This is a genomic window from Pseudomonas sp. NDM, assembly GCF_003105095.1.
In the GTDB taxonomy this organism is placed as follows: domain Bacteria; phylum Pseudomonadota; class Gammaproteobacteria; order Pseudomonadales; family Pseudomonadaceae; genus Aquipseudomonas; species Aquipseudomonas moraviensis_A.
The window spans coordinates 1-12,446 of the sequence record NZ_QETJ01000148.1; the positions used below are offsets into that span (position 1 = coordinate 1).

Genomic DNA, 12,446 nt, shown 5'->3' on the forward strand with positions numbered 1-12,446 from the left:
CGCATATGAACCTCGCAGTTCCCGAATCGGGACAGTCCGCCCAAGCGGGGCGTATGCAGATTGGAGATGATTTCGGACGAAACGTTCAGCCATGAAAAAGCCCGACATCGAGTCGGGCTTCTTGTGACACGCGATCAGTTTCAGTGGCGCTTGTGACCTTTGCCCAGGTTGCTGCCGACTGCGCCGCCTGCCGCACCGCCCAGACCCGCGCCGATGGTGGCGCCGTTGCGGCCGCCCAGGCTGTTGCCGATCACCGAACCACCGGCTGCACCGACTCCGCCGCCGATCGCTGCCTTGGTGCGGCTACCTTTGCGCGCTGCTACTGCGCTGCCCGCTGCGCCCGCGACGCCAGCACCAATGACGGCGCCGGTGCTGCCGCCCATTTTCTGACCGACCACGTTGCCCAGCGCGCCACCCAGGCCACCGCCCAGCGCAGCGGTGCCATCACCGGCAGCGATCGCACCTTGAGCAACCAGAAGGCCAAGAACCAGTGCAGGCAGTGTTAAACGCATGACGAAAACCTCAAATAAACGGGATGACGAGAAGGAGCGGGATTTAATGCGCTCGGCGCAGGAAAGTCCAGACGCGGGCAACAGCGTCGATTGGACCGCGATCAAGGAAAAGGTTTTATGCCGGGCAAAAAAAAGCCCGCTGGGGAGACGGGCTGGAGACTTGCTTTCTAACGGATGGCTTCACCCTACGTTGACCAACGTGAAAAGTTTGTGAAAAAAAACCGACATTAATGTCAACGCCCCGCAGGCATTTCCAGCAGGCAATCCTGCGCCCATAAAAAACCCCGTTCAGTGACGGGGTACGGGATGAAATCACTTTCTCGCCCTTGCCGAGACCTTGGGCAGGAATTTCGCTTTTGGCCCTTTAGGGGCTGTGGACTTGATTCTCCCGATGCTCACCGGATCTTCGCCAAAACCCGACTGATACTCCGTCTGACCGCAGCGCACACAGTTGTTGAATGAAAACTCAGCGCCATCGTCTTCGATATACGGACCTGTCATAGCCTCTCCCCTGCGGAACCGGGCCGATACCGGCAAAACTGTTTTGCCTGAAAAAATATCGACCTCCGAGGATTTTGAGACTAGCCGGTCATTCCGGGACTAGCCGTACACAAAGCATGATCCCCGACGAGCGGAAGATCCCATCCCAGTGACACAATTGGAGCCCTATCGCTCAAGACAGTTGGCTTTGGAGACGATTTCCTCTACGCAGGCCGAGACTGAAATTTGGCTTGCATCGAGAACCAATGCGGGAGATTCAGGCACCTCGTAGGGTGCGCTGATCCCCGTAAACTCCGGGATCAGACCAGCGCGGGCCTTGCGATAAAGCCCCTTCGGATCCAGCCGCTCACATACATCGAGTGGCGTATTCAGATAGACCTCGAGAAAACGCTCGTCGCCAATGATGGATCGGGCTTTTCCACGGCTCACTCTGGTCGGAGAGATACATGCCACCATCACGGTGATACCCGCGTCATTCATCAAACGCGCTACTTCAGCGATACGGCGAATATTTTCGGAGCGATCCTCAGCACTGAAACCCAAGTCGCTGCAAAGTCCGTGGCGAACGTTATCGCCATCCAGCACGAAGGCAGGCTTGCCACTTTCAATCAGCATTTTTTCAATAGCGAACGCCAGCGTCGATTTGCCTGAACCACTCAATCCGGTAAACCAAATGGTAAAAGGCTTCTGCGCCACGACACGCTCTCGATCACTGGGAGCAACTTGAGTGGGGTGCAAAACGACATTCTCAGGCACGCTGTTTTTTTCGCTTGTCATACGCATCCTCATCTCGCGTAGAGTCTGAGTTCAAACACGTTAGTCTTCAGCGGCAACTCGCCGCTCAAAAGCCATGGATCGGGCCAGACATCATGATCGACCGTTATTCGATAAACCGGCTGACAGTCGAACCGATCCAGCGAATACCCAATGACCCCTCGAGAAAAGGCAGCCTGGCTGCGTCTACCGTTAGACGCCATTCGTCATTCAGATAAAATTCCAGCCCTGCTTCACTCGCTACCACGCGAATGTCCCCGCTATGAGGAAGTCCCGTGATCTGCACGTCGGGCTCGGGATTCCAGTGCGCGCCATCATTTGTCCAAAGTACCAGTCCGGCCTCGACATCATTGATAGGCTGTATCAGCAGTGCGTTCATATCCGTGTCACCGCCACTGCCCTGATAAGTCACCACCGCAACGTGGGAATCGGTAGATGGCGTGTCCAACGAATAACTGAACGCCAGGCTACGTTGTGCTTGCGAAACGTCTTCAATCTTCTTGATCAGACACAGGTTACCGAGGATGGCCTCTTTGCCGCCGTCTTCAAGTGTCTTCGGCACGCCATAGACGAGTTCGACGCCCGCCCATTCCTGCTGAATGTTTTTCGAACGCTGGCAAGCAGCCAGACGCTCTTCAGACTTACGGTTGAACAGACTTCGCTCGAACAACTCCGATACAAACGGAAAAGTATGACCGTGGTGTGCATAGTCTTTTACGTTCAACAGGCGGACTTCGTTGACGGCGCCGTAAGGACCAAGGCAAATGTAGTCCAGTGCTTTATAGGTGCCCCGTTCCAGAACCCATAAACCGCTCATGGAACTGCGGCGCAAATCACGTCCGGTCATCTGGCTTTCTCCCACCAACATGATGTCGGACGAGACCGCCAGGCCTCGCGTATAGATTGGACTCCCTGACTCCCAGAGAACTTCATTGCTTTCCAGATCGATCAGCGCACCGATATTGCTGTGGCAGGCAATTTTCTGCCCCTCGTCCGATACCCACACATTGTGCAGGCCCGTACGTCGCTCAATGGGCTTGACACTGACCAGCTCCAACGCCGGATAAGTCAGTACTGCCATTAACGAACCGTTATGGTGGCCGTGAGCGATGACATAAAGATGACCATCTTTTTCGAATACGGAATTCAGATGATCGCCGGTGATTTCATCCAGTGAAAGACGATCCCAGCGAACGTTGCTCAGCCGCTTTTCCTGAAAATGCCCGGGCTTTTCCAGGTCGACCACAGTGATCGCGTTACGTCCGGTGTTGGTACACACCACGCGACCGTCAGATGCGCAGAGCAACTGGTGTGGTTCCGAGAGGAAGGTTTCGGAATGGAAACTACCGTGCGAAAGAAATCCCACTTCAGAGGTAGCGTAGGTCTGGATATCCTTCAGCTTTACGTTATCCAGCCCAGAATGGCTGAGCACAAAATCCTTGCCGCCCGGAAACCATGAAACGCCGTAATATTCAGTGCGTTCGTTCTCGAGCGGGATAACTTTTCTGGAATGCACCTCGACGAGGAGCAAATATCCTGTGGTCGCAACGACTGCAAATAGCGGTTCCACTACTCTCTACCTCAGAAATGTAAATCTCGACCCTTTTTGATGCAGCGAGTGACGCAGAGCCATGAGTGCGGCCATTCTAACTGGTCAGTACAATAGTTCAACGCCAACAAAACCGGATTCCGGCCCCCGCGCGGAGCCGATCGACGCGCAGCAGATGATGCCCGAGCAATTTTCGAACACGCAGAAAACAAAAAACCCGACTTCTTTCGAAGTCGGGTTTTTTGCTATTCAATTTGGCGGTGAAGGAGAGATTCGAACTCTCGATACAGTTTCCTGTATACACACTTTCCAGGCGTGCTCCTTAAGCCACTCGGACACTTCACCGTATCTCTGCAGACATGTTCTGTCTGTCGAGGCGCGCTAATGTAGTCGAAAGCTTTTCCGATGGCAAACTTTTTTTCAGAATTTTCATGCGCTTAAGAGAGCGGACTGCACTGGGCCAGGCGGAGGATGGCAAACTCGCCAATCTCGGGTAACCGACGTGCTTCCTTTATGGAAGGCAAGAGGCGCGCAGCGCTGGCTGAAGCGCAAAACGGTGACTGGCAGGTCAGTCACGGCGCTTTACCTGGCCTGCGGCGGTGGGTAACGTCTGCCCTTCTTTCTAATAAGGAATAGCGTCATGAGCGAGTTGATTGCCTACCACCTCGAAGACGGTATCGCGACCCTGACCCTGAACAATGGCAAGGTCAACGCCATTTCCCCCGATGTGATTGCGGCATTTAACGCGGCACTGGATCAAGCGGTCGCGGATCGGGCTGTGGTGATCATTACCGGCCAGCCGGGGATTCTCTCAGGAGGTTATGACCTGAAGGTGATGACGGCCGGCCCGAAAGAGGCCGTTGCGCTGGTGACCGCCGGTTCGACGCTGGCCCGTCGCCTGCTCTCTCACCCGTTTCCGGTGATCGTTGCCTGTCCGGGACACGCCGTGGCAAAGGGCGCTTTCCTGCTGTTATCCGCCGATTACCGCATCGGTGTCGATGGCCCGTTCAGCATCGGTCTGAACGAAGTGCAGATCGGTATGACCATGCACCATGCCGGTATCGAGCTGGCGCGTGATCGCTTGCGGCGTTCGGCTTTCCATCGCTCAGTGATCAATGGCGAAATGTTCGATCCGAAAAGTGCCGTTGATGCAGGTTTCCTCGACAAGGTCGTCACTGCAGAAGAATTGCAGGGCGCCGCCCTGGCTGCCGCGCGTCAGTTGAAGAAAATCAATATGCTCGCGCACAAGAACACCAAGCTGAAAGTGCGCAAACAACTGCTGGAAACCCTCGACGATGCCATCCTCCAGGATCAACAACATCTGGGCTGATTCCTGAAGGATTTGCCGTTGAAAACAGCCCGACCCTCGTGTCGGGCTTTTTCTTACGTCCGGTGTTGAAGATTCCCTGACAGCTCTAGGATGCGCCTGGCAGGCAGCGCTGAAACATGCGCTTAAACATCGGCCATCTCCGGACTCTATAGGGGCAATTGCCGAAAACAGTGCACATCCGTACACTGCGCCACCTTTTGTCCCGGTGGGCCTGCAAAAATGCTGTTCGTGTTTCGTATGTTGTTGATGGGCCTGCACTTTATTCTGGCCGGCGTGCTGGGCGTGATCCTTGGCCTGTGCCGCCCCTTCAATCCGGACAACAGCCGACTCTGCGCCCGCCTCTACGCGTTGCCAGCGATGTGTATCCTGCGTTTGCGGGTCAAGTCTGAGGTCAACGGGTTGATCAACAAGCCTGACAGCTGCGTGATCATCGCTAACCACCAGTCCAATTACGATCTGTTCGTGTTCGGCAACGTCGTCCCGCGCCGCACCGTGTGTATCGGCAAGAAAAGCCTGAAGTGGGTGCCGTTGTTCGGTCAGTTATTCTGGCTCGCCGGCAATGTGTTGATCGACCGTGGCAATGCGCACAAGGCGCGGCAGTCGATGCTGACGACCACTCACACCCTGCAGAATGAAGACACCTCGATCTGGGTATTCCCGGAAGGCACCCGCAACCTCGGCGAAGATTTGTTGCCGTTCAAGAAAGGCGCGTTCCAAATGGCGATTGCCGCCGGCGTGCCGATCGTTCCGGTGTGCGTGAGCAGTTACGTCAAGCAAATGCGTCTGAATCGCTGGCGCAGCGGCAACGTTCTCATACGTTCGCTGCCGGCGATTCCTACAGTCGGATTGACCATGGATGACATGCCCATGCTCATCGAGCGATGCCGCGAACAGATGCGCGAATGCATCGAATCCATGGATCGGCAACTGCGAGCCGCGTGAAAAACAAACCCGCCCTGTGCGGGTTTTCTTTTGCCGGCTGAACTGTAGAAGTTTCACTGACTCTCAAACAGCGACACGGCTAAGCTGAAGCCTTGTTCCCCTGCCATCTGCCAAGAAGAAGTGAATCACCACCATGGGTCGAGTTGTTGCTGCTGCGGTGTACAGCGAAGGCAAGAAAGTCACCAATATCACGCTTGATGAAGGCGCGGCCTGGGCGGCCAAGCCGGGCCACTTCGTCTGGATCGGTCTGGAAGAACCGGACGCGCAGGAATTATCCAACCTGCAACGCCAGTTCAATCTGCACGAGCTGGCCATCGAAGATGCGCTGGAAAAACACAGCCGGCCAAAACTGGAAACCTTTGGTGACGCTCTGTTTATCGTCACCTACTCCCCCGTTCGTGAACACGGCGTTTTGCAGTTCATCGAAACGCATATCTTCGCCGGCAAGGGCTACATCATCACCGCGCGCAACGGCCACTCGGCGTCCTACGCCCAGGTGCGTCAACGCTGTGAGGCGCGTCCACTGTTGCTGGAACATGGCGAGGATTTCGTCCTGTATGCGCTGCTCGATTTCGTCATCGAGAACTATCAGCCGGTGGGCGAAGCGATCCACGCGGAGATCGATGAGCTGGAGCGCAACGTGCTGTGCAGTGCCCTCAACGAGCGTGACATCCAGAAGCTCCACGGTTTGCGCCGTGACGTGGTGCGCTTGCGTCGGTATGCGGCGCCGATGGTAGAAATCGGCGAAGAGCTGCAAAAGCTAAGCTTTCCATTCATCGACAAGAACATGCGCCCGTACTTTCGCGATGTGCAGATCCACGTGACGCGGCAGATGGAAGACCTGAGCACGCTGGCGGACATTGCCAGCCAGACCATCGAGATTGGTGTGTTGCTCGAGGCATCGCGGCAAAGCGTGGTGCAGCGCAAGTTCGCAGCGTGGGCAGCGATTCTGGCGTTCCCCACCGCAGTGGCGGGAATTTACGGGATGAACTTCCAGAACATGCCGGAGTTGACTTGGCATTACGGTTATTTTGCAGTGCTGGGGTTTATTGCGGTGGGGTGTGTGAGTTTGTGGGCGAGTTTCAAGCGGTCGGGGTGGTTGTAGCCGGGACCGCGTCGCCCCGGCGATTCGCGAGCAGGCTCGCTCCCACAGGGATTGTGGGAGCAGGCCCTTTCAGCGTTGAGCCGCTTCCGGCTTGTGCGCGACGAACCGCATCATCCACTCCGCAACTGTAGCGCCATGATGCTCCTGCTCGAGGCTGGCCACGCCTTTGCTGTAAATCTGCGAACCCAGCGCTTCCTGGCGCAGATCGAGCAGCGCGCGCGAGTAATCGTGAATGAATTCCGGATGGCCCTGGAAGCACAGCACTTGATCGTTGATGTGATAAGCCGCGAACGGGCAGAAATCGCTGGAGGCGATCACCGTTGCATTTTCCGGTAGCTCGGTCACCTGATCCTGATGGCTGATCAACAGTGTCAGCTCTTCGCGCACCGGGCTCATCCACGGCGCCTTGGCCGCCAGCTTGTAGTTGTGGGTACCGACGCCCCAACCCTGGGATGCGCGCTCGCTCTTTCCGCCAAGCAGCAGCGCCAGCAATTGATGGCCGAAGCACACGCCGAGCAGTTTGTCGCCGCGTTCGTAGCGATTCAGAAGATAAGTCTTGAGGGTCTGAATCCACGGATCAGTGCCGAACGAATCGGCCTTGCTGCCGGTGACCAGATACGCATCGAACGTCTGCTCGTCGCTTGGGTATTCGCCATTCACCACGTTATAGACAGTGAACTCAGCGGCAATCGGCTGTTGTGAAAACAGGCGCTGAAACATTTGCCCATAGCCCTGATACTGATCGATCAGCTCAGGCCGCAAGATGTCGGTCTCGAGAATGCAGATGCGCAGCGACATAAAAAATACCTGACACGTGATGGGAATAATGAACACCCCAGAGCCTGCCTTGAAACACCCGACCAAGGCAAGCCCCGACATGTTCGCCAGCCCCTAGAACATTTCACCTTTCGCGGCTTTGTCCAGTAGCAGCGCTGGCGGCGTAAAACGCTCGCCATATTGCTCGGTCAGATACTGCGCACGCGCGACAAAATCCTTCAGGCCATACTGGTTGATGAACTGCAGCGCACCGCCGGTCCACGCAGCGAAACCGATACCGAAGATCGACCCGACGTTGGCATCCGCCGTCGAGGTCAGCACGCCCTCCTCCAGACAGCGCACGGTTTCGATGGCCTGCACAAACAACAGACGATCGCGCACATCCTTTGCTGGAATCTGTCCGTCGACTTTCTCGAAACGCGTTTTCAGCTCCGGCCAAAGATGCTTCTGGGCAGCCGCTGGATATTCATAAAACCCGCCTCCGGCGGCTTTGCCTGGTCGCTTGAATTCATTGAGCATCAAGTCAATCACGGCGAAGGCCGGGTGCTCAATCAGCGGTTTCCCTTCAGCCTGCAAGTCCTTGGCCGTCTGCTGCCGGATATGGCTCATCAGGCTGAGAGAAACTTCGTCGGAGATCGCCAGAGGCCCGACCGGCATCCCGGCCTTGCGCGCTTCAGTCTCGATCATCGGCGCACTGACGCCTTCGCCGAGCATGGCAATGCCTTCGTTGGTGAACGTGCCGAACACCCGCGAAGTAAAGAAGCCACGGCTGTCGTTGACCACGATCGGAGTTTTCTTGATTTGCAGGACGAAATCGAAACCGCGGGCGAGGGTTTCGTCGCTGGTCTGCGCGCCCTTGATGATTTCCACCAGGGGCATTTTTTCCACCGGACTGAAGAAATGCAGGCCGATGAATTTGCTTTGATCGGGCACGGCCGTCGCCAGGCCGGTGATCGGCAGAGTGGACGTATTGGAAGCGATCACTGCTTCGCCACCCACCACCTGTTGCGCGGCGGCAGACACCTTGGCTTTGAGTTCGCGATCTTCGAATACCGCTTCGATGATCAGATCGCAACCGGCCAGATCGGCATCGCTTTCGCTCGCAACGATCCGCGCCAGTACTGCCTCGCGCTGTTCGACAGTCATCTGGCCACGGGTAACTTTTTTATCCAGCAGCGCCGCGGAATGCGCCTTGCCTTTCTCGGCAGCGGCGAGGTTGATGTCCTTGAGCACGACGTCGATACCGGCCGAGGCGCTGACAAACGCGATGCCCGCGCCCATCATGCCAGCGCCGAGTACACCCACTTTCTTGGTTTTATAAGGCGCAAAACCTTGCGGTCTTGAACCGCCGGCGTTGATCTCGTTCAACTGGAACCAGAACGTGCCGATCAGGTTTTTCGAGATCTGCCCGGTCGTCAGTTCTGTGAAGTAGCGGGTTTCGATCAGGTGCGCCGTGTCGAAATCGACCTGAGCACCCTCCACCGCCGCGCAGAGAATCTTCTCCGGCGCTGGCAGCGTGCCTTGAGTCTTCGCGCGCAGAATCGACGGCGCAATCGCCAGCATCTGCGCCACTTTCGGATTCGACGGCGTGCCGCCAGGAATCTGGTAGCCCTTGACGTCCCAGCGTTGCACCGCAGTCGGATTAGCGATAATCCAGGCGCGCGCCTTGGCCAGCAGCTCATCGCGATCCGCCGCCAGTTCATCAATCAGCCCGGCCTGCAACGCCTGTTGCGGGCGCACCTTCTTGCCTTCGAGCAAATACGGCAGGGCTTTTTCGATGCCGAGCATGCGCACCATGCGCACCACTCCGCCGCCGCCCGGCAACAGGCCCAGCGTCACTTCCGGCAGACCGAGTTGCACCGACGCATCATCCACAGCGATGCGGTGGTGGCAGGCCAGGCAGATTTCCCAGCCGCCACCCAGCGCAGCGCCGTTGATCGCCGCAACCACCGGTTTGCCGAGGGTCTCAAGGCTGCGCAACTGCGCCTTGAGGGTCAGCACCATGTCATGGAAGGCTTTGGCTTCGGGCTTGCCGACCTTGATCAATTCATTGAGGTCGCCGCCAGCAAAGAAGGTTTTCTTCGCTGAAGTGATGATCACCCCGGCAATGCTGTCTTTTTCCGCTGACAAACGCGCAACGCAAGCGGCCATGGCCTCGCGATACAAGGCGTTCATGGTATTGGCACTCTGGCCCGGCATGTCCATGGTCAGCACGACGATACCGTCCTGGCCTTTTTCGTAACGAATCGCTTCGCTCATAACAGGGTTCCTTGAAGTCGGGGCTCAGAGGCGTTCGATGATGGTGGCAATGCCCATGCCGCCGCCGACGCAGAGTGTCGCCAGGCCGTAGCGCAGGTGACGCGCTTCCAGTTCATCGAGCAGCGTGCCGAGGATCGCGCATCCAGTGGCGCCCAGCGGGTGGCCCATGGCGATCGAGCCGCCGTTGACGTTGACCTTGTCCGGGTCGACGGCCATGTCCTTGATGAACTTCAACACCACCGAGGCAAACGCTTCGTTGACCTCGAACAGATCGATGTCTTCCACGCGCAGTCCGGCCTTGGCCAGCGCTTTGCGGGTTGCCGGCGCCGGGCCGGTGAGCATGATCGTCGGGTCGGTACTGGTGACGGCGGTGGCGACGATGCGCCCCCGTGGCTGCAGCCCTAGCGCACGGCCCTTGGCTTCAGAGCCGATGAGCATCAACGCCGCACCGTCGACAATCCCGGAACTGTTGCCGGGCGTGTGCACGTGGTTGATTCGCTCGACATGGCTGTAGACCCGCAACGCCGTGGCGTCGAAGCCCATCTGCCCGATCATTTCGAAACTCGGCTTGAGCTTGCCCAGGCCTTCAAGGGTCGATTCGGCGCGGATGAACTCATCATGATCGAGCAGGATGATGCCGTTCTGATCCTGCACCGGCACCAGCGACTTGTTGAACGAGCCATCAGCTCGCGCCCGTGCGGCTTTGTGCTGCGAGTGCAGCGCGTAGGCATCGACATCCTGTCGGCTGAAGCCTTCGAGGGTGGCGATCAGGTCGGCGCCGACGCCTTGCGGGGTGAAGTGGCTGTGCAGGTTGGTCTGCGGGTCCAATGCCCAAGCGCCACCATCGCTACCCATCGGCACCCGCGACATCGACTCGACGCCGCCGACCACCACCAGATCTTCATAACCCGAACGCACTTTCATCGCGCCGAGATTCACCGCTTCCAGACCTGAAGCGCAGAAACGGTTGATCTGCACACCGGCGACGCTGACGTCCCAATCGGCTACTTGCACCGCCGTTTTGGCGATATCGGAACCTTGATCGCCGATCGGCGTGACGCAGCCGAGGACCACATCATCGACCTGACTGGTGTCCAGCGCCGTGCGTGCCTGCAAGGCGCTCAGCAAACCTGCTACCAGATTGACCGGCTTGACGCTGTGCAGCGCGCCGTCGGCCTTGCCTCTGCCACGCGGGGTGCGTAACGCATCGAAAATCAAAGCTTCAGTCATGACGTCCTCGAACCTGATTCAGTGTCGTTGCACTTTCGCCCTGCGCAGTCCGGCAAGCAATGACCACATTGCTCAACGCGCTTGACGCACGCGCTCAGACGGACGGTCATCGGACCTCAGGTGAACCGGTTCAGGTCGCCGAGTTGTCTAGCCAGCGGGCGGCAAAGAAGCTGGCAATACGCCTCATGCCTTTCTTAAAGCTTTTTTTAAGCGCTCCATATGAAATGGATCTAAGCCAACGCGGACGTGGGCCCTAAGGTGAACATGTACGCCATCGTCGTCGGGTTTTGCCGAGACGGGCGTCCTCCAACAGGAAGTGCAACGCGTGCCGCCATGGATCTGCAGTCAGGCACGCCTCAGGAAATAACAATAAAGGCGGTCAAGCCATGTTCAAACAACCGAAAGTACGTCAAGCAGGACTCATTCTTTTCGCCACGACGCTGTTGTTGATCTTGCCGAATCTGACCAAGGTCATCGGCTGATTCAAGCGCCGCGTGCTGTACATCGCCGCTGAAAATGTGACTGGCCCGCTACCCGGGCCAGCGTGGTTGTGCCAACCTTTGCGCACTTACACGACATGGACGGCGGTCATTTGAAAACGCTCATTGCGCTCAGTGCCTTGCTGCTGAGCTTGCCCTTGTCTGCCGCACAACTGGATCTGCAGTTGGGCGCAAACAGCCGCACCTGGCAGACCGAGGAACTGCTCAAGCATCCTCAGCTGCAAACCCTCACGATCAACAATGATGTTTCCTACAAGAAAGACATGACCTATCAGGCCGTGCCCCTGGCCGCGTTGCTGACGGGCGTCAGACCTGAGGACCACTTGCAAGCGGTGGCGCTGGACGGCTTTGCCGCCGAGTTGGCCGCTGCGCCTTTGCTGAACAAGAACGGCGCACGCGCATAGCTGGCAATCGAGGATCCGGCACGGCCATGGCCACCGTTGTCCGCCGGCAAGCACAGCGCCGGGCCTTTCTATCTGGTCTGGACCGATCCGCAAGCCGGCAAGATCAGTCCCGAGCAGTGGCCGTTCGAAGTCGCCAGCCTCAAGTTGATGGCGCCGGTGGCCCAGCGTTTCCCTGCCCTGCTGCCCGATCCGGCATTGAAGGCCGATGATCCGGTGAACCAGGGCTTTGCCTTGTTTCAGAAAAACTGCCTGGCGTGTCACCGGTTGAATGGTGCCGGTGATGCGCAGTTCGGGCCGGATCTGAATATTCCGTACAGCCCGACCGAGTATTTTGGTGCGGACTTCCTGAAGCGCTACATCCGCGATCCGCAGAGTTTGCGCCAGTGGCCGCAGGCGAAGATGCCGGGGTTTTCGGCGCAGGTGTTGCCGGACCGGGATCTGCAAATGCTGGTGGCCTATCTCAAGCACATGGCCGGTCGCAAGATTAAGCCCTGACACCAATTCCTTGTAGGAGTGAGCCTGCTCGCGATGGCGGCGTGTCAGGCGATAAAGATGTGACTGAC

At 57.7% G+C, this 12,446-nt stretch carries 10 protein-coding genes, 1 tRNA gene and 1 pseudogene; 4 read left to right on the forward strand and 8 right to left on the reverse strand.

All coding sequences use genetic code 11. The features are described from left to right. Nucleotides 1–140 precede the first annotated feature (140 nt). From DCO47_RS21785 to DCO47_RS21805, 5 genes are all read right to left on the reverse strand, one after another. Nucleotides 141–512 (reverse strand): hypothetical protein, encoded by a 372-nt coding sequence (locus DCO47_RS21785; RefSeq protein ID WP_042608470.1) that lies wholly within the window; start codon nucleotides 510–512, stop codon nucleotides 141–143. Nucleotides 513–824: 312 nt separating this feature from the next. Then, nucleotides 825–1,013 (reverse strand): hypothetical protein, encoded by a 189-nt coding sequence (locus DCO47_RS27395; RefSeq protein WP_080902490.1) that lies wholly within the window; start codon nucleotides 1,011–1,013, stop codon nucleotides 825–827. A gap of 165 nt (nucleotides 1,014–1,178) precedes the next feature. Continuing rightward, nucleotides 1,179–1,790, reverse strand: coding sequence for an adenylyl-sulfate kinase (cysC, locus tag DCO47_RS21795; protein ID WP_116658899.1), 612 nt, complete (start codon nucleotides 1,788–1,790; stop codon nucleotides 1,179–1,181). Nucleotides 1,791–1,893: 103 nt separating this feature from the next. After that, complete coding sequence (locus DCO47_RS21800; RefSeq protein WP_133247421.1) at nucleotides 1,894–3,357, reverse strand: hypothetical protein; 1,464 nt, start codon at nucleotides 3,355–3,357, stop codon at nucleotides 1,894–1,896. A gap of 234 nt (nucleotides 3,358–3,591) precedes the next feature. Next, nucleotides 3,592–3,681, reverse strand: a tRNA-Ser gene (locus tag DCO47_RS21805). 295 nt (nucleotides 3,682–3,976) lie between these two features. On the opposite strand from DCO47_RS21805, the gene DCO47_RS21810 reads away from it, so the two are divergent. The 3 genes from DCO47_RS21810 (at nucleotide 3,977) to DCO47_RS21820 (ending at nucleotide 6,713) form a co-directional block, all read left to right on the forward strand. Further along, nucleotides 3,977–4,666, forward strand: coding sequence for a crotonase/enoyl-CoA hydratase family protein (locus DCO47_RS21810; RefSeq protein ID WP_065615173.1), 690 nt, complete (start codon nucleotides 3,977–3,979; stop codon nucleotides 4,664–4,666). A 219-nt stretch (nucleotides 4,667–4,885) separates the two neighbouring features. Further along, entirely contained in the window at nucleotides 4,886–5,608 is a 723-nt protein-coding gene (locus DCO47_RS21815) for a 1-acylglycerol-3-phosphate O-acyltransferase (protein ID WP_042608478.1), read from the forward strand. Nucleotides 5,609–5,741: 133 nt separating this feature from the next. Continuing rightward, nucleotides 5,742–6,713: a magnesium and cobalt transport protein CorA gene (locus DCO47_RS21820; RefSeq protein WP_042608479.1), complete on the forward strand. Its 972-nt coding sequence runs from the start codon at nucleotides 5,742–5,744 to the stop codon at nucleotides 6,711–6,713. 69 nt (nucleotides 6,714–6,782) lie between these two features. On the opposite strand, the gene DCO47_RS21825 is transcribed toward DCO47_RS21820, so the two are convergent. From DCO47_RS21825 to DCO47_RS21835, 3 genes are all read right to left on the reverse strand, one after another. Further along, nucleotides 6,783–7,511, reverse strand: coding sequence for an amidotransferase (locus tag DCO47_RS21825; RefSeq protein ID WP_065615172.1), 729 nt, complete (start codon nucleotides 7,509–7,511; stop codon nucleotides 6,783–6,785). Between the two features lie 93 nt (nucleotides 7,512–7,604). Further along, the gene (locus tag DCO47_RS21830; RefSeq protein ID WP_116658900.1) at nucleotides 7,605–9,749 is read right to left on the reverse strand and encodes a 3-hydroxyacyl-CoA dehydrogenase NAD-binding domain-containing protein; all 2,145 of its coding nucleotides are present in this window, start codon (nucleotides 9,747–9,749) and stop codon (nucleotides 7,605–7,607) included. Nucleotides 9,750–9,773: 24 nt separating this feature from the next. Next, on the reverse strand, nucleotides 9,774–10,979 hold the full coding sequence (locus tag DCO47_RS21835) for an acetyl-CoA C-acetyltransferase (RefSeq protein ID WP_116658901.1): 1,206 nt from the start codon (nucleotides 10,977–10,979) through the stop codon (nucleotides 9,774–9,776). 577 nt (nucleotides 10,980–11,556) lie between these two features. On the opposite strand from DCO47_RS21835, the pseudogene DCO47_RS21840 reads away from it, so the two are divergent. After that, nucleotides 11,557–12,378, forward strand: a pseudogene (locus DCO47_RS21840) (cytochrome c). The last annotated feature ends 68 nt before the right edge of the window (nucleotides 12,379–12,446 follow it).